The sequence below is a fragment of the Halopseudomonas formosensis genome, from assembly GCF_900115905.1.
Lineage (GTDB): Bacteria > Pseudomonadota > Gammaproteobacteria > Pseudomonadales > Pseudomonadaceae > Halopseudomonas > Halopseudomonas formosensis.
In genome coordinates this window covers 18,397-34,890 of record NZ_FOYD01000010.1, presented here as the reverse complement: position 1 = coordinate 34,890, position 16,494 = coordinate 18,397, and the positions used below count along the sequence as shown (strand labels likewise).

The following is a 16,494-nucleotide window of genomic DNA, read 5'->3' as shown; positions in this document are numbered from 1 at the left end:
CATATTGGCGCATCTGTCGGTATTTTGCGCAGCATCCGGGCGGCGCAGGTATAATGCGCCGCTTTCGCACCGCCGACCGCTGAATATTACCTATGAAACTCATTATCAAGTTCTTCGCTGAAGTCACCATCAAGTCACCCCAGGTGCGCAAGCGCTTCGTCAGCCAGCTGCGCAAGAACCTGAAGGTGCTGCTCAAGGCGATCGATCCGGATGTGCGAATCAGCGGCAACTGGGACAGCCTGGAGGTCATCACCGGTGACGATCCGGCGTTGCAGACAGCGCTGCTCGCGCGGCTGCGCAACACCCCCGGCATCAACCACATCCACGAGGTGCGCGAGTACCCGCTGGGGACTCTGGACGAGCTGGCCGAGCTGTGCGTCGAGCGCTTTACCGACCAGCTGGCGGGCAAGACCTTTGCCGTGCGCTGCAAGCGCGTCGGCCACCATCCCTTTACCTCCAACGACGTCAACCGCGAGATAGGTTCACGCCTGATGCTGACCGGTGTGCCGGCCGGGGTATCGCTCAGGGACCCGCAGGTGGTGGTGCAGCTGGAGATACGTCAGCAGCGGGTGTTCCTCATTCAGGCCCGTCACGAGGGGCTCGGCGGCTTTCCGCTGGGCACCATGGAGCCGGTGCTCAGCCTGATGTCGGGCGGCTTCGATTCCACGGTGGCCAGCTACCAGATGCTCCAGCGCGGCGTGCTGCCCCATTTTGTGTTCTTCAATCTCGGTGGTCGTGCACACGAACTGGGCGTGCGCCAGGTAGCGCACTATTTGTGGGAGAAGTACGCCGCCAGTCATCGCCTGCGATTCATCAGCGTGCCCTTTGAAGGAGTGGTCGCGGAAATCCTGCAGAACGTCGACAACAGCCAGATGGGTGTAGTGCTCAAGCGCATGATGCTGCGCGCCGCAAGTCGCATTGCCCACCGCTACGGCTATCATGCCCTGGTGACCGGCGAAGCCATCGCCCAGGTCTCCAGCCAGACGCTGCCCAACCTCGCCGCCATCGACCAGGTCTGCGACATGCTGGTGCTGCGACCGCTGATCACCACCAGCAAGACCGAAATCATCCGTACCGCCCGTCGCATCGGCACCGAGGCGTTTTCCAGCAGCATGCCCGAATACTGCGGCGTGATCTCCGTCAGCCCGGACATCCACACCAATGTGCGCAAGGTCGAGGCGGCCGAGACGGGCTTCGATTTCAGTGTGCTGGATGCGGCGGTGGAGCAGGCCACCTCCACCGATTGCTGTGATCTGGAGCTGGAGCTGGAGGGCTCCCAGGTGGAGACCGTCGAGCAGGCGCTGGCCGGCCAGGTGGTGCTGGATATCCGTCATCCGGATGAGGAAGAACTCAAGCCGCTGGAGCTGGAGGGCGTTGAAGTGCTCAAGGTGCCCTTCTATCAGCTCAACAGCCGTTTTGCCGAACTCGACCCGGCCCGCGCCTATCTTCTTTACTGCGAAAAGGGCGTGATGAGCCGGCTGCACGCCCAGTATCTGCTCGACCGCGGCCACGACAATGTGCGGGTGCTGCGCCTTCCCAAGGGCTGAGTTCGGGACAAATCGCGACCGTCTGTACGAAAATGCAGGCACTGTGGGCTCAGTGTCTGTATAATGCGTGACTCTTTTTTTCCGACAGGCCTGCCTGTCGCCCCTAGCAGGAATGCCCCGTGATCGAAAAACTCCGTAATATCGCCATCATTGCTCACGTTGACCACGGGAAGACCACCCTGGTAGACATGTTGCTGCGCCTGTCCGGCACCCTCGACCGCAAAGAAGCGGAAAACGAGCGGGTGATGGACTCCAACGACCAGGAAAAGGAACGCGGCATCACCATCCTGGCGAAGAACACCGCGCTGAAGTGGAACGACTACCACATCAACATTGTCGATACCCCCGGCCACGCCGACTTCGGTGGCGAAGTGGAGCGGGTGATGAGCATGGTCGACTGCGTACTGCTGGTGGTCGACTCTATCGATGGCCCCATGCCGCAGACCCGGTTCGTGACCCAGAAGGCTTTCCAGGCCGGTCTCAACCCCATCGTGGTGATCAACAAGATCGACCGCCCCGGCGCCCGTCCGGACTGGGTGGTGGATCAGGTATTCGACCTGTTCGACAACCTGGGTGCCAATGAGGAGCAGCTGGACTTCCCGATCGTCTATGCCAGTGCCCTCAACGGTATTGCCGGTCTCGACCACGAGAAGCTGGACGACAACATGGACGCGCTGTTCCAGGCCATCGTCGACCACGTACCGCCGCCGAAGGTGGATCTGGATGGTCCCTTCCAGATGCAGATTTCCCAGCTGGACTACAACAGCTTCCTGGGCGTGATCGGCGTCGGCCGTATCACCCGCGGCAAGATCAAGAGCAACACCCCGGTGGTGGCCATCGGTGCCGACGGCAAGAAGCGCCAGGGTCGTATTCTCAAGATCATGGGCCACTCCGGTCTGCAGCGTGTTGAAGTCGAAGAGGCCCAGGCCGGCGACATCGTCTGCGTCAGCGGCATGGACGAGCTGTTCATCTCCGATACCCTGTGCGACATGAACCACGTCGAAGCCCTGCCGCCGCTGACCGTGGACGAGCCCACGGTGTCCATGACCTTCCAGGTCAACGACTCCCCGTTCGCCGGCAAGGAAGGCAAGTTCGTCACCAGCCGCAACATCAAGGAGCGTCTGGAAAAGGAACTGCTGCACAACGTGGCCCTGCGCGTGGAAGAAGGCGACTCGGCGGACAAGTTCAAGGTCTCCGGCCGTGGCGAACTGCACCTGTCGGTACTGATCGAGACCATGCGCCGCGAAGGTTACGAGCTGGCCATCGGTCGCCCCGAAGTGGTCATCCGCGAGGTCGACGGCGAGAAGCAGGAGCCCTACGAGAACGTCATCATCGACATCGAGGAGCAGCACCAGGGCGCACTCATGGAGCAGATGGGTCTGCGCAAGGGTGATCTGACCGACATGTCGCCGGACGGCAAGGGCCGCATCCGCCTGGAATACACCATTCCGGCCCGCGGCCTGATCGGCTTCCGCAACAACTTCCTGACCATGACCTCGGGTACCGGCATCCTGGCCTCCACCTTCAGTCACTATGGTCCGATCAAGGGCGGCGATGTCGCTCACCGCCAGAACGGCGTACTGGTGTCCATGGCCACCGGCAAGGCACTGACCTACTCTCTGGAAACCCTGCAGGAGCGCGGCAAGCTGTTCCTCGATCCGGGTCAGGAGATCTACGAAGGTCAGGTCATCGGTATCCACAGCCGGGATAACGACCTGGTAGTGAATCCGACCAAGGCCAAGAAGCTGGACAACATGCGCGCCTCCGGCAAGGACGACACCGTGCAGCTGACTCCGCCGGTGCGCTTCACCCTGGAGCAGGCGCTGGAGTTCATCGACGACGACGAGCTGGTTGAAGTAACGCCCAAGTCGATCCGCATCCGCAAGAAGCTGCTCGACGAGAACCAGCGCAAGCGCGCCGCCAAGAACTGAGTACAGGCGGTAAAGGAAAAGCCCCCGATGCGCAGGCATCGGGGGCTTTTTCGTTTCAGGCCGCGGCGTCAGTCCTGCTCGAAGAAGAAGCGCTCCTCGCCGAAGGCCGGTTGCAGATGGTTCAGCCAGGTCGCCTGCTCGTCATAGCGGGCGAAGAACGGGCGCTGTACCCAGTCAGGATTGCGGCCCTGGATCATGCGCAGGGCCAGTACCTTCTCGCCGTTGATCTCGGTGACGCCCTGGATCTCCACCTTGCCCGGATCCGAACTCATGGACGGGCCGCGGGCGGTGCGGGCGATGCCGGACACCCGCTGGATGGCCTCGCGGTAGATTTCCCAGGCGCGTACCAGTGGCACCTCGAAGTAGTGCCGGGCGCCGGTATCCCGCTCCACGAACATGTAGTAGGGGATGATGCCCAGCTCGACCTGGGTCTGCCACAGCCGCGCCCACACTGCAGGATCATCGTTGATGTGCGCCAGCAGCGGGCCCTGGGCGCGGATCTGCGCGCCGGTAGCGCGGAGGCGGGCAATGGCCTGGCGGGCGATGGTTGGCTCCAGCTCACGCCAGTGGTTGTAATGCGCCATGATCGCCAGGTGCTTGCCGGCGGCCTGGATCTCCTCGAACAGTGCCAGCAGATCATCGGCATCCTCGTCGGTGACAAAGCGCTGGGGCCAGAATGTCAGGGCCTTGGTGCCGATGCGGATGGTGCGCACATGGTCGAACTCCGGCGCCAGCAGCGGCTCGAGGCAGGCGCGCAGGTTGCGGGTCTTCATTACCAGCGGGTCGCCGCCGGTGACCAGCACATCGGTGACCTGAGGGTGGGCGCGTAGGTAGTCACACAGCCGGCTCGACTCCCTGGCGGCGATTCTCAGGTCCTTGTCGCCGACGAACTGGGCCCAGCGGAAGCAGAAGGTGCAATAGCTGTGGCAGACCTGGCCGGAGCTGGGAAAAAACAGCACCGTCTCCCGGTACTTGTGCTGGATGCCTTCGACCCGCTCGCCGTCCAGCTGCGGGATGTTGTGCTCCAGCTGACCGGCGGGGTGCGGATTGAGGGCGTGGCGAACCTCGGCCACCAGCGCATTGAACTCGGCCGCCGGCCACTCCTCGCGCAGGGCGCGGGCCACCCGCTCGAAGTGCTCCGGCGCCAGCATGCCGCGCTGGGGGAAGGTCAGCTGGAAGATCGGGTCCTCGGGGACCGCTGACCAGTCGATCAACTGGTCGATGACGTACTGGTTGACGCGGAAGGGCAGCACGCTGGCGACTACGCGCATGTCGAAACGCTGCTGCTCGGAAAGCTGGCGCAGCTGGGGTATCTGGTCGAGCTGGCGGGCGGTGTAGACGCGGAAGCGTTCAGGGGTAGCGGTGTGTTGCGTGATCTCGTGGATCGCAACAGCGGAATCAAGTGTCTTCATAGTTAGAGCTGTTCACATATATCTGATCGGTGTTCAACCGAGGCAGGCGTGCGCGCAGGAAAGAACGTGCGCGTAAGGTCGTCGATAATCAATCGGTTTACTGGCGGGAGGTGCCTGCGACGGGTTCGTCTGTTGCAGCCGACAGTCTGGTCGGGACGGGCAAAAGGATACAGCAATAAAGAATTGGTTGTCCAAAGCCGGTCGTTTCAGAGATTGTCCGCGCGGCAGAATGCCGGTTCAGACGCCGTGGCTGGGCTATAGTCCGACACATGTTGATGCAACGGGGAGTGGACGCCATGCAGGACTCTTTCGACCTTGAGCGCTGTCACGCCGCGCAGCAGCACTTCTTCGCCGGTGAACGGGACGGGCAGACGCTGAAACTGCTAGGGTGTCAGCCCCCAGCCAACAACGACTGATCGAGGTGATGGAGTGCATACAGGCCACTGTCAATGCGGCGGCGTCCGCTTTCGAATCCGGGGGGAGCTGGCCGCGATCCAGCTGTGCCACTGCTCCCAATGCCGACGGGCCCAGGGCACGCCATTCGCCAGCAACCTGCCGGTGGCCGAGGACGCCTTCGAGCTGACCGGCGCGCAGCTGCTGCGCTCCTTCGAGTCGTCCCCGGGCAAGCACCGCTTCTTCTGCAGCCGGTGCGGGTCACCGATATTCAGTCGCACCGAGGCCAAGCCCGGGGTCCTGCGCGTCCGTGCGGGGTTGATCAACGAACCGCTGGCGGCGCGTCCGGGCATGCATATCTACGTCGGTTCGGCCGCCAGCTGGTGGACGGTCGGCGACGACCTGCCCCGGTTCGAGGCCGGCGTGGTGCAGAGCGAGCGCACCGACGCCGATTGAGTCGGCCCCGCCTGCGTGCCTCAGCGCTCGCCGAACAGTATGCTGCTGACGGTGCCGTGAACCACCCGTGAATGGCGGTAGTCGGTGTTCTGCAGCATGCCCAGGACTATCCGCCCGCTGTTCGGGTCGACCCACATCCAGGGACCCTGGATGCCCCACCACCAGTAGGTGCCGACCGGCAGATGCCCGGCGGCATCGCTGTCCTCGACCACCGCCACATTCAGACCGAAGCGGTTGCCCGGCGCCCAGGAGGGGCCGGCGACCTCCGGCGGCAGCTGGTCGCGGGCCATTTCGGCGACGGACTCGGGGGACAGCAGGCGCACCCCGTCCAGCTCGCCGCCATTGAGCAGCATGCGGGCAAAGCGCAGATAGTCATTCATGCTGGAGATCAGCCCGCTGCCACCCTGAGTCAGGGTCGGCTTGTGCAGATACTGGCTGTTGTCCTGCGGCTCCAGTCCATTCTCACCGGGCTTGTAGGAGACCGCCAGGCGCGGCGCCTGTTCGGCGCTGACGTGGTAACCGGTTTCCTTCATGCCCAGCGGTTGGAAAATGTGCTCGGCGAGGAACCGGTCATAGGGCTGGCCGCTGACCACTTCCACTACCCGCGCCTGGATATCCACTGACAGGCTGTAGTTCCAGACGGTGCCCGGCTGGTTGAGCAGGGGCAGCTGCGCCAGCTTGGCGACCATCTGCTCCAGGGTCTGTCCGGTATTGAACAGGTCGGCCTGCAGATACAGGGTGTCGACCTGGGACTGGCTGAATACGCCGTAGCTGAATCCGGCCGTCTGGTTCATCAGCTCGCGCAGGGTTGGCGGATGGCGGGGTACGGTTGTCTCCGGCACACCGTCGGGACCCTCGGCAATGGCGACCCGCAGATCGGCAAATTCCGGCAGATACTTTTCCAGTGGATCATCCAGCGACAGCTTGCCCTGCTCCTGCAGCATGAGCATGGCAACGCTGGTGACGGGCTTGGTCAGGGAAAAGATCTTGTACAGGCTGTCATCCGCCAGAGGGACCTGGCCTTCGATGTCCTGATAGCCGTGGCGGCTGCGATGCAGCAGCTTGCCGTTCTCCTCGATCAGTACGTCGATGCCGGCCAGACGACCCTGATCGACCTCGGCCTGCAGGGCCTGATCCAGCTGCTGGAAGCGTTCGGCCGCAATGCTGCCGGTATCGGCGTGGGCCATGGTAGTCAGCAGCAGGCAGGCGAGACCCAGCCGAAGGAGGGGCGCAAAGCGGAAATGGGTGTTGAGCATGGCAGTATTTCTTGTTGTCTGGAGGATGGCACACAATAGCATCCTGCCTCACCGAAACGGAAGAACCCGGCGCCGCGGCTGAGCTGCTCCAGGTCAGCGGTCGCGCAGGTTGAGGTCCGTGGGACGCTCGGGGCGCTGCAGCTGCTTTTCCGACAGGTATTTCCAGTAACGTGGCGGTAACTGCCGCAGGTGTTGGCGCCGATTTTCCCGGGCCGGGATGTTGACCGCCTTGAAGTAGGCTTTCCACATTTCCTGGAAGGCCGTCTCCTGCCCGTCCAGCCGGGCTTCGTCGAGCTGCGCCCGCAGGGGATCCAGCACCGCGCCCAGCGAATCGATCAGGCGCACCTGCTCGCCGTCATAGGCGATACCATAACCTCTGCGCACATCGAAGATCCGCCAGCCCATGTCTGCGAAGCGGCGTACGAAGTGATCATCGAGCAGGGGCAGTACATCGAAGTCGGGATCGACAAGGGCATACCAGAAGCCGTCCTGCCCTTGCTGGAAGCGGACGAAGGCGTGCATGCGGTGGATTTCCCGGTCCATCATCTTGCGGATCTGGGCGGCGCGCAGAACATCGCTGTCGGCGTAGTTCTTCAGATAGTCTGCCTGCCTGACCCGCATCAGCTTGCGGATCAGGCGGCAGACCAGCAGCGGGGCGTCGGCGAACTCCGAGAGGAAGATCATCAGGCACAGCCGTCCGGCCTGACCATCGCTGACGTTATCGATGCCCTCCAACACCCGCCGGGCAATGCCCGGGTCGGTCGTTACCTCTACCGTGTCATCCAGCAGGCTGGCCTGATAGGCCGACCGGTCGACGATGGCCACAGGCGCCGGGCTGCGATAGGTCGCGTAGACCGCGCACAGGAGGGCTTCGAAGCTGCCATCGGTCAGATAGATGGCCATGGCTACCCGAACAGGCTCAGTTGCGGCGATTGCAGCGGGCGACCGGCGGGGGCAATCAGGTGTTCGCGCAGCTGCGGAGTATCCCAGTCGGGGCTGGCGGCCAGACCGGGACAGCTGATGAAATGGCGCGCCCGCCGGGTGGCAACGCCGAGATTCTTCAGGGTTTCCCGGATAATGTGCTGGAAGCGTCGGGTGCTGATGGAGTTGTCAGGCCCCGTGTTCCTGTTCGCCCGCCGGCTGCCGCTGGATGAGCAGGAGGCATCGTACTTGGCCGCATCGGCGAGGATGGAGAGCTTGTCGATAACGGAAGTCATGGGCCACCTTTTACTGTGTGCATATACAGTATATCGGTCTGGCTCGTCAGGTCCAGAGGGGCTGCGCGGGCAGCTGAGAGCGGGTCGGCAGATTAAACTGCAGATCTGATGCGATTGCCGCCTCGCCGGTGGCTGGCACCGGTGGCATACTGAGGCTGGCCCAGCGGACCAGAGGGAGACAGGGACATGAGCAGGATCGAGCGTATGCGCGCTGGCATGCACAGCGTGGCGGATTCACTGGGCAACATGCTGGTGGAGGCCTTCCATTACCTGGCGCTGTTCGCCATCGGGGTGGTCACCGCCTGGGGCGGCACCCTGGCCTTCATCGGCATGCTGGACAAGGGCCATATCTCCATAGATGACATCCTGCTGCTGTTCATCTATCTCGAGCTGGCGGCCATGGTGGGCATCTATTTCAAGACCAACCACATGCCGATCCGCTTCATGATCTATGTGGCCATCACGGCGCTCACACGCCTGCTGATCTCCGACATCTCCCATCATCACCAGCCGGGTTGGGGCGTGGTCATGGTCTCGGGCGCCATCCTCCTGCTGGCGCTGGCCATCCTGGTAGTGCGCTTTGCTTCCGCCCGGTTCCCGGCGGTCGCTGCCGGTGGCCTGCCGCGGGCGCGGAGTCGCGAGGATGCCAGTGCCGAGCGTGATGACCTGGCCGATTGAGGCAGCCCGGAGCGCAGTCCTGGAGAACCGGTGCTAGGCTTCGCAGAACAGGGAAAGGAGAGCTGAGGTGAACTACTGGCACTGGATCTATGAACGGGTCAGGCGTCAACTCTGGTGGCGCGCGGTGGCCTACGGTATCGCTGGCATGCTCACGGCTGTTCTGGCGCTGGTGGCCGAAAGGATCTTCCCCTGGGAAATCCCGTTCAATCTGACGCCGGATGCAGTCGACAGCCTGCTCAACATCATCGCATCCAGCATGCTGGCGGTGACCACCTTTTCTCTCGGCGTCATGACCGCCGCCTTCAGCGCCGCTACCACCAACGTCACACCCCGGGCGACGCGGCTGCTGATGGAAGACGATCTTACCAACAACGTGCTGTCGACCTTCATCGGTGCCTTCCTGTTCAGCATAGTGGGCATCATAGTACTCAAGACCGGCTCCTATGGGGAGCGCGGCCGGGCCGTGCTGTTCCTCATCACCATAGTGGTGATCGCCCTGGTGGTGATCCAGCTGCTGCGCTGGATCAACCATCTGATTTCCCTCGGCCGGGTCGGCACCACCATAGATCGGGTCGAGGCGGCCACCAGCGCAGCACTGACCGAACGGCAGGAGCAGCCCTATCTGGGTGCCAATCCCTGGTTTGACCTGTCGACTCTGCCGGTCGGCGCCACGCCGGTCTACGCCCGAACGATCGGCTACATCCAGTTCATCGATATCCAGGCCATTGCCCATCTGTGCGAGGAGGCGGGGTGCGAAGCCTATCTGCCGCTCAATCCCGGCACCTTCGTATTCGAGGATACCGTGCTGGCCTGGCTGGATGCTCCCGATGGGCTGGCTTCCGGGCTGATGGGCAGGGTGGCGGGCCATTTCATTATCGCGACCAATCGCAGCTTCGATCAGGATCCGCGGTTCGGTCTGGCAGTCATGGCTGAAATCGGCTCCCGGGCGCTGTCCCCGGCGACCAATGATCCGGGTACGGCAATCGATGTGATCGGCCGACTCACCCGGCTGCTGGCGCACTGGGCAGAAGGTCGCGCGGACGTTCCGGTGCGTTATCCGCAACTGCACCTGCACCCATTGAGCGATGCCGATCTGTTCGAGGATGCCTTCATGCTCATGGCCCGGGATGGTGCACGGCTGATCGAGGTACAGCTGCGCCTGCAGAAATCCCTGGCTGCATTGCAGCGTCTGGGCAGGTCAGACTTCCGACAGGCCGCGGCGGTGCAGGCGGCGCTGGCACTGGAGCGCAGCCTGCAGGCAATGGACTGCGAAACCGATCGCCAGCGGTTGCAGGCGCTGGTGGCGGCAGAGGACTGATGGCGTCGCAGGCCCAGGTCAGGCCCTCGGTCGCCGTGCTGCCATGGGGCTGTGCTAGCTAAGCTGGAACGGCCGATCCGGGTTTCGCGCCTGCGCCTGAAGTGGCGCAAGCGTCTGGGCCGCTGGCGCCGTCGGCTGGGACTGGATAAGTCGCGCTAGTCACTCAAGCGCCCTGGATAATTCCTTTCAATCTGACCCCAGCCTTGGTCGACAGTCTGATCAGCTTGAGACTGTACGGGTTTGAGAGCGCTGCCGGTCAGGGCAGCGCCTCCTCCGCGGTCCGCGTCGGTATGTGCACAGGGCGGGGCGGGTTGCTGACCGACGCAGGGGTATCGGTGCTGCCGTCGGAGGGAACGCTGACCCTCGGCGGCATGAGCCCGGCTATGCGGCTTCGGCCAGCGCGAAGGAAGGGTTGCTCAAGGTAGCGGTAGCTGAGTGCCGCTCCAGTCACCGATAAAGTGAAATACAGGATGGCGGCAGTGGCATTCCTGTTTACCTGTTCCAGTAACTCCGCCGGGAGGTAATGGAATATCTCATGACAGAGATAGAGTGCGGGCATGTGACTGAGATACAGAGAATATGATCTGTCGCCGATCCAGCAAAGCAGGGTGCGGATCCGGCCAGTGCCCGCAAAATCGATCTGTTCCATCGAAGCCATGTAGACCATGATGGCCGAGATTATGGCGACCAGCTGATACCCCAGCCGCATGGATACTATATTAAGGGCCGGGTGCAGCGTTACAGCGAGGCATATGCAGAGCACCGCAAAGAACAATCTGGCTTTGTTGCGGTCGGCTGCGCCGATGAAGAAGGTCCTGTAGCCGGCAGTATTGGAATACCAGCCCAGAATGACTCCCAACGCCAGCCCGGTAGAGCGAAATGTATCGGGTAATGTCAGTGGGACGATAACGATCTGGGTCAGTACGAAGGCCATCAACAGGTACGGGATGAACCGGCCGGACACCAGAATGAGGATCGGTAGCAGGAGGTAGAACTGTTCTTCGAGCGACAGGCTCCAGTATACCGTGGTGGGGCCGCACTCGAAGAGCTGCTGGAAGCAGTCAGCCAGGCGGACGTTGGCAACGTTCATTACCGCTGCGATCGCCCCTTCCACGGCGGAGCGAATACTGCCGAAGGCTCCGGACTCGTTTACAAAGATGGTTAGCAGCAATACCACACCCAACCAGAACCAGGCTGCCGGCAAGATCCTATATATGCGTTTGAGCCAGAAAATTTTCAGTGCGTGGGGTGCTGGGGTAACGCTTAGCGTGGCCAGAAATGAACGGGATACCACGAACCCGGAGATGACCAGAAACAGATCCACTCCGCTCGTGCCGAAAAAGTAGGCGAAGAAGCGTTCCCATTGGGGGGGCAGCGACGCGAAAAGTCCGTGACGGCCGTGATGCACCAGCACAAGCAGAATGGCTAGGGCTCTCAGGACTTGAATGTCCTTGTTATGTTTCTGCATGTCACGTCCCTGTGGCGATGGCACCGTCTTTATGAAGTACCGCAGTAACCCCAACCTGTGTTCAGGTTGTCGGGAAGAGCGGCAGGCATACTAATATCAGTATCAGCGCCCACCGACAACCGTTAGCCGCTACCTGAAAGGGCGTCCAGCTATCAGTCACTCCAGCGCCCCGGCGCATAGGAAAATACCGGCAATGACCAGCTCCAGCGGATGGCCGCCAGGCGAATCGTCAGGCCGAAGACAAAGGAGGCGAGCAGGTTCAGATCGTGGTTGACGTCTAGGTGGCGCAGGGTCAGGTAGAGAATGGCCACCAGCAGCGACACGCTGGCGTACAGCTCCTTGCGCAGTACCATGGGCGTACGGTTGCACAGGATGTCGCGCAGGATGCCGCCGAAGATGCCCGTGGTCATGCCGGCCATGATCACCACCGTGGTGGTGTAGCCCAGCTCCAGCGCAACATTGCAGCCGATCACGGTGAAGGCGATCAGGCCCATGGCATCCAGTACCAGGAAGATGGTGTGGAGGCGATGCATGTAGCGCGCCACCAGCATGGTCAGCAATCCGGCTGAGATCGTCAGGTGGATGTACATGGGATGCTGGGTCCAGGTCACCGGATAGTTGCCCAGAAGCATGTCGCGGACAGTGCCGCCACCCAGTGCGGTGATGAAGGCAATGAAGCCCACGCCGAACAGGTCCATGTTGCGCCGTCCCGCGGCGAGAGCGCCGGACATGGCCTCGGCAGTGATGGCGATCAGATAGATATAGAGAAGCACACAGGAGTCCTCAAGCTGTGTCGCCTCTCCCCCTGTCCTTTTACCTGAGAGTTTACGCAGTCGATGGACTGCTTGCCCCTTCGGTGGGTTGTCGAACAACCTCTCTCCAGCTGGCGGTACGGCACTGCCGTGGCAGTGTCGGATCTGATTCGCAGTAACTGGTGCCTGAGCGATTATGGGAGTTTGCGCCTTCGGCGGGGAGCTTGGATAAGTCCCTCTCTCCTGCGAGCCGGGGATTATACTCCAAGGCGTGCCCTTTTCCAGTGCAGGCGCAGGCTTGCGGCCGCCCAATCCCCTGCGCCTTTTGCGGCGCATCCAACCGCGGCAGTGTGGGATTGGTTACACTGGGTCGGATCAGGACAACCGGAGCAAGCCATGTATCAGGCAATACTGACATTCTGGTTCGATGAACTCGAGCCGGCCGACTGGTGGAGGCGTGACAGTGCGCTGGATGAGCTGATTCGTCAGCGCTTCGGCCAGGTGCACCGGCAGGCGGCTGCCGGCGAGTTGTGGGACTGGCGCACCAGCGCCGAAGGCCGACTGGCGGAGGTCATAGTGCTGGATCAGTTCTCGCGCAATCTGTTCCGCGACCATCCCGCCGCCTTCGCCCAGGATGGCATGGCCCTGGTGCTGGCGCAGGAGGCGATCGCGCTGGGTATGGATCAGGCGCTGCCGGTGATGCAGCGCAGTTTTCTCTACATGCCCTTCATGCACAGCGAGTCGCTGGCAATGCATGACCGGGCCGTGGTGCTGTTCGATGTGCCGGGCATGGAGAGCAGCCTGGATTATGAACGGCGGCACCGGGATATCATCAGGCGTTTCGGACGCTATCCGCACCGTAACGCTGTCCTTGGTCGGGAATCGACCCCGGAGGAGCGGGACTTTCTTGCCCAGCCGGGCTCGTCCTTCTGAGCAGTGGTCAATGCAGCAGGTGTCCCTCGAGTGGACCAACAGGAGACAACAGCATGAAGACAATCACAGGGCTGACAGGGACGGTGTTGTGCGTCCTGCTGGCCGGCTGCGGCGCCGCAGAAGATGAGCGCCGGGACGCGGACACCCCCTTCAGCACCGAGCTGCGCTGCGGCCAGCTGCCGATCCGCGTTCAGGGTAAAGGCGAGTCACTGCAGCTGGAGATCGGCGGGGAGCAGCGACAGCTGCAGCAGGCCGTCAGTGCCTCGGGTGCCCGCTATGTGCAACGACAGGACGGGGAAGGGGCTGCTGAAGGGGAGGAGCAGGAACAGACCAGCCTCTGGTTCAAGGGCGATCAGGCCAGTCTGCTGCTGGATGGCGTGGAGTACCCCCTGTGCGTACCGCCCGGTTCGCTCATCGAGCCCTTCCGCGCGTCGGGCAATGAGCCTTTCTGGTCGTTGCGGGCCGAGCAGGGACAGCTGGAACTCAATCGCCTGAACCAGGGTGAGCTGCCCGTGCAGACCTGGCAGGCCGGTGATGACGAAGGTGAATACCTGACCCGGGATGAGCCGCCGATTCGTCTGCAGCTGCGCGATGAAATCTGCCGGGATGACATGAGCGGCATGCCCTATCCGCAACGGGTACGCGTCGAGGTTGGAGGCGAGCAGCTGCTGGGCTGCGGGGGCGATCCGGCCCGCCTGCTGCAGGGCGGAGAATGGGTGGTCGAGGACATCCTGGGCGGCGGTATCATCGACCGCTCGCGGGTGACCCTGCGTTTCTGGCAGGATGGCAAACTGACCGGCCGGGCATCCTGCAACAATCTCATGGGACAGTATCAGCTCAGCGGTGAAGGCCTTGCCATCGGCCAGGCGGCTACCACCCGCATGGCCTGCTCACCGGCACTGATGGAGCAGGAACAGCGGGTTCTGAACAGCCTGGCACAGGTGCAGCGCTTCGATATCGATGACACCGGTGCCCTGCTGCTGTACACGTCCGAGGGCGCCCTCAAGGCGCGTCTGGAACATTGAAGATAAACTGGGGATAGGGAGAAACACATGCTGGCGCTGATATTGGGTCTGATACTCTTTCTGGGCATGCATTCCGTTCGCCTGTTCGCGGCGGACTGGCGGGTCCGGCAGATCGATCGGCTGGGCCTGCTGACCTGGAAGGGGATCTATGCGGTGGTCTCCCTGGCCGGGCTGATTCTGATCATCTGGGGCTATGGCCAGGCGCGTCTGAGTCCTGAGTGGCTGTGGGTATCTCCGGTCTGGACACGGCATCTGGCGGCACTGCTGACCATCCCGGCGTTCATTCTGGTGGCGGCGGCCTACGTACCCGGTACCCATATCCGTGCCCGGGTCGGCCATCCGATGCTGCTGGGGGTCAAGTTCTGGGCACTGGCGCACCTGATCGCCAATGGCACCCTCGCCGACCTCTTGCTGTTCGGCGGATTTCTCGCCTGGGCGGTAGCGCTGTTCATCGTGCTGCGCCGCCGGGATCGCCAGACCGGCATCACCTATCCGGCCCGGGGTGCCAGTCGTGATCTGATCGCGGTGGTGCTGGGGCTGGTGGGCTTCGTGGTGTTTGCCCTGCTGTTGCATTGGCCATTGATCGGCGTGCGGCCGTTCGGCGGCTGAGGCAAACCAACCCCCGGCGCCGTGGCGCCGGTCCAACACCAGTTGCGGCAGACCCGGAGCCGGGCTGCCGCATGGGAGTCAAGACTCATGCAATTGCTGTATCCCTCGATCAAGCCCTATGCGCGCCATGATCTGGCGGTGGAACCACCCCATGTGCTCTACGTGGACGAAAGCGGCCGCGAAGACGGGCTTCCGGTGGTGTTCATTCACGGCGGCCCCGGTGGCGGCTGTGATGAGCTGAGCCGACGCTTCTTTGATCCCTCGGTGTATCGCATCATCACCTACGACCAGCGCGGTGCTGGTCGCTCGACGCCCCATGCCAGTCTGGAGAACAACACCACGGCGCACCTGGTGGCCGATCTGGAAGTGCTGCGCCAGCACCTGGGCATCGACCAGTGGGTCCTGTTCGGCGGCTCCTGGGGTTCCACCCTGGCACTGGCCTATGCCCAGGCGCATCCGCAGCGGGTCATGGGCATGATACTGCGCGGCATCTTCCTGTGCCGTGACGAGGACATCCACTGGTTCTACCAGCAGGGTGCCAGTCGCATCTTCCCCGACTACTGGGAGGAGTACGAGTCACTGATTCCCGAGGCCGAGCGGGGCGACATGGTCGGTGCCTACTACCGCCGGCTCACCGGGGATGACGAGATCTGCCAGATGCATGCTGCCAGAGCCTGGTCGGCCTGGGAGGGCCGCTGCGCCACCCTGCGGCCCAGCGCCCAGGTGGTCGATCGCTTCACCGAATGCCGGCGTGCCCTGGCCATGGCGCGCATCGAGTGCCATTACTTCATCCACAAGGCGTTTCTGGAACCCAACCAGTTGCTGCGCGATATGCCGAAGATTGCCCATATTCCGGGCATCCTGGTGCACGGCCGCTATGACATGATCTGTCCGCTGGACAATGCCCTGGCGCTGCACCGCAACTGGCCTGGCAGCGAGCTGCAGATCATCCGCGATGCCGGTCATTCGGCGGGCGAGCCGGGCATTGCCGATGCGCTGGTGCGCGCCACCCAGAGCATGGCGCAGCGGTTGCTGAAGCTGGCGCCGGAGGCGGAATAGTGAAGGGTTTGTTGCAACGGGTCAGCCAGGCCCGGGTGGAGGTCGCAGGTGAGGTCGTCGGGGCCATCGATCAGGGCTTGCTGGTGCTGGTCGGCGTGCAGCCGCAGGATGACCGGGCCAGTGCCGATCGGTTGCTGCACAAGCTGCTCAATTACCGGGTATTCGCCGACGCCGAGGGGCGCATGAACTGCTCGGTGCAGGATGTGCAGGGCGGGCTGCTGCTGGTGTCCCAGTTCACCCTGGCGGCGGATACCCGCAAGGGCTTGCGTCCGGGCTTTTCCACCGCGGCGCCGCCGCAGCAGGCCGAGCAGCTGTTCGACTATCTGGTCGAGCAGGCCCGCAAGACCTGGCCGCAGACTGCCACCGGCCGGTTCGGCGCTGACATGCAGGTACACCTGGTCAACGACGGGCCGGTGACCATTCTGCTGGAGACCTGAGGA

Annotated in this window: 16 protein-coding genes and 2 riboswitches; of the genes, 10 read left to right on the top strand and 6 right to left on the bottom strand. The window is 62.9% G+C overall.

Going from position 1 to position 16,494, the window contains the following annotated elements:
• The first annotated feature begins 92 nt into the window (after positions 1–92).
• Both thiI and typA read left to right on the top strand, forming a co-directional pair.
• The gene (gene thiI / locus BM046_RS13005; RefSeq protein ID WP_090540177.1) at positions 93–1,547 is read left to right on the top strand and encodes a tRNA uracil 4-sulfurtransferase ThiI; all 1,455 of its coding nucleotides are present in this window, start codon (positions 93–95) and stop codon (positions 1,545–1,547) included.
• Positions 1,548–1,666: 119 nt separating this feature from the next.
• The gene (gene typA, locus BM046_RS13000) at positions 1,667–3,478 is read left to right on the top strand and encodes a translational GTPase TypA (protein WP_090540174.1); all 1,812 of its coding nucleotides are present in this window, start codon (positions 1,667–1,669) and stop codon (positions 3,476–3,478) included.
• 68 nt (positions 3,479–3,546) lie between these two features.
• Here the strand turns inward: typA and BM046_RS12995 are convergent, their stop codons facing one another.
• A complete protein-coding gene (locus BM046_RS12995) occupies positions 3,547–4,890 on the bottom strand; it encodes a KamA family radical SAM protein (protein ID WP_090540172.1) in 1,344 nt (447 codons plus the stop codon).
• 429 nt (positions 4,891–5,319) lie between these two features.
• Between BM046_RS12995 and BM046_RS12990 the strand changes: the two genes are divergently transcribed.
• Positions 5,320–5,739: a GFA family protein gene (locus tag BM046_RS12990; RefSeq protein ID WP_090540170.1), complete on the top strand. Its 420-nt coding sequence runs from the start codon at positions 5,320–5,322 to the stop codon at positions 5,737–5,739.
• A gap of 20 nt (positions 5,740–5,759) precedes the next feature.
• On the opposite strand, the gene BM046_RS12985 is transcribed toward BM046_RS12990, so the two are convergent.
• The 3 genes from BM046_RS12985 to BM046_RS12975 form a co-directional block, all read right to left on the bottom strand.
• Entirely contained in the window at positions 5,760–6,995 is a 1,236-nt protein-coding gene (locus BM046_RS12985) for a serine hydrolase domain-containing protein (protein ID WP_177197869.1), read from the bottom strand.
• Between the two features lie 93 nt (positions 6,996–7,088).
• Positions 7,089–7,898 (bottom strand): TIGR03915 family putative DNA repair protein, encoded by an 810-nt coding sequence (locus BM046_RS12980; protein WP_090540165.1) that lies wholly within the window; start codon positions 7,896–7,898, stop codon positions 7,089–7,091.
• 2 nt (positions 7,899–7,900) lie between these two features.
• Positions 7,901–8,212 (bottom strand): hypothetical protein, encoded by a 312-nt coding sequence (locus BM046_RS12975; protein WP_090540162.1) that lies wholly within the window; start codon positions 8,210–8,212, stop codon positions 7,901–7,903.
• Between the two features lie 186 nt (positions 8,213–8,398).
• On the opposite strand from BM046_RS12975, the gene BM046_RS12970 reads away from it, so the two are divergent.
• Both BM046_RS12970 and BM046_RS12965 read left to right on the top strand, forming a co-directional pair.
• Positions 8,399–8,890, top strand: coding sequence for a phosphate-starvation-inducible protein PsiE (locus BM046_RS12970; protein ID WP_090540160.1), 492 nt, complete (start codon positions 8,399–8,401; stop codon positions 8,888–8,890).
• Between the two features lie 67 nt (positions 8,891–8,957).
• Complete coding sequence (locus tag BM046_RS12965; protein WP_090540158.1) at positions 8,958–10,208, top strand: DUF2254 domain-containing protein; 1,251 nt, start codon at positions 8,958–8,960, stop codon at positions 10,206–10,208.
• A 256-nt stretch (positions 10,209–10,464) separates the two neighbouring features.
• On the opposite strand, the gene BM046_RS12960 is transcribed toward BM046_RS12965, so the two are convergent.
• Together BM046_RS12960 and BM046_RS12955 are read right to left on the bottom strand one after the other, a co-directional pair.
• Positions 10,465–11,676, bottom strand: a complete 1,212-nt coding sequence (locus BM046_RS12960; RefSeq protein ID WP_090540156.1) for an acyltransferase family protein — start codon at positions 11,674–11,676, stop codon at positions 10,465–10,467.
• Positions 11,677–11,828: 152 nt separating this feature from the next.
• The gene (locus BM046_RS12955; protein WP_090540154.1) at positions 11,829–12,449 is read right to left on the bottom strand and encodes a trimeric intracellular cation channel family protein; all 621 of its coding nucleotides are present in this window, start codon (positions 12,447–12,449) and stop codon (positions 11,829–11,831) included.
• 22 nt (positions 12,450–12,471) lie between these two features.
• A riboswitch (glycine riboswitch) is annotated at positions 12,472–12,569 on the bottom strand.
• Between the two features lie 22 nt (positions 12,570–12,591).
• Positions 12,592–12,684, bottom strand: a riboswitch (glycine riboswitch).
• A gap of 140 nt (positions 12,685–12,824) precedes the next feature.
• Here BM046_RS12955 and BM046_RS12950 point away from each other — a divergent pair.
• The 5 genes from BM046_RS12950 to dtd all read left to right on the top strand — a co-directional run bounded on the left by BM046_RS12950 (position 12,825) and on the right by dtd (position 16,491).
• The gene (locus BM046_RS12950; RefSeq protein ID WP_090540152.1) at positions 12,825–13,361 is read left to right on the top strand and encodes a DUF924 family protein; all 537 of its coding nucleotides are present in this window, start codon (positions 12,825–12,827) and stop codon (positions 13,359–13,361) included.
• A 53-nt stretch (positions 13,362–13,414) separates the two neighbouring features.
• On the top strand, positions 13,415–14,386 hold the full coding sequence (locus BM046_RS12945) for an META domain-containing protein (protein ID WP_090540150.1): 972 nt from the start codon (positions 13,415–13,417) through the stop codon (positions 14,384–14,386).
• A gap of 27 nt (positions 14,387–14,413) precedes the next feature.
• Complete coding sequence (locus tag BM046_RS12940) at positions 14,414–14,995, top strand: NnrU family protein (protein ID WP_090540147.1); 582 nt, start codon at positions 14,414–14,416, stop codon at positions 14,993–14,995.
• Positions 14,996–15,082: 87 nt separating this feature from the next.
• Positions 15,083–16,054, top strand: a complete 972-nt coding sequence (pip, locus tag BM046_RS12935; protein ID WP_090540145.1) for a prolyl aminopeptidase — start codon at positions 15,083–15,085, stop codon at positions 16,052–16,054.
• Positions 16,054–16,491: a D-aminoacyl-tRNA deacylase gene (gene dtd / locus BM046_RS12930; protein WP_090540143.1), complete on the top strand. Its 438-nt coding sequence runs from the start codon at positions 16,054–16,056 to the stop codon at positions 16,489–16,491. The genes pip and dtd overlap by 1 nt, the downstream gene beginning before the upstream one ends.
• The last annotated feature ends 3 nt before the right edge of the window (positions 16,492–16,494 follow it).

Coding starts and splice junctions, on each gene's coding strand:
- thiI (WP_090540177.1), top strand. CDS start 93: ATGAAACTCATTATCAAGTTCTTCGCTGAAGTCACCATCAAGTCACCC.
- BM046_RS12995 (WP_090540172.1), bottom strand. CDS start 4,890: ATGAAGACACTTGATTCCGCTGTTGCGATCCACGAGATCACGCAACAC.
- BM046_RS12985 (WP_177197869.1), bottom strand. CDS start 6,995: ATGCTCAACACCCATTTCCGCTTTGCGCCCCTCCTTCGGCTGGGTCTC.
- BM046_RS12980 (WP_090540165.1), bottom strand. CDS start 7,898: ATGGCCATCTATCTGACCGATGGCAGCTTCGAAGCCCTCCTGTGCGCG.
- BM046_RS12975 (WP_090540162.1), bottom strand. CDS start 8,212: ATGACTTCCGTTATCGACAAGCTCTCCATCCTCGCCGATGCGGCCAAG.
- BM046_RS12970 (WP_090540160.1), top strand. CDS start 8,399: ATGAGCAGGATCGAGCGTATGCGCGCTGGCATGCACAGCGTGGCGGAT.
- BM046_RS12960 (WP_090540156.1), bottom strand. CDS start 11,676: ATGCAGAAACATAACAAGGACATTCAAGTCCTGAGAGCCCTAGCCATT.
- BM046_RS12950 (WP_090540152.1), top strand. CDS start 12,825: ATGTATCAGGCAATACTGACATTCTGGTTCGATGAACTCGAGCCGGCC.
- BM046_RS12945 (WP_090540150.1), top strand. CDS start 13,415: ATGAAGACAATCACAGGGCTGACAGGGACGGTGTTGTGCGTCCTGCTG.
- BM046_RS12940 (WP_090540147.1), top strand. CDS start 14,414: ATGCTGGCGCTGATATTGGGTCTGATACTCTTTCTGGGCATGCATTCC.
- pip (WP_090540145.1), top strand. CDS start 15,083: ATGCAATTGCTGTATCCCTCGATCAAGCCCTATGCGCGCCATGATCTG.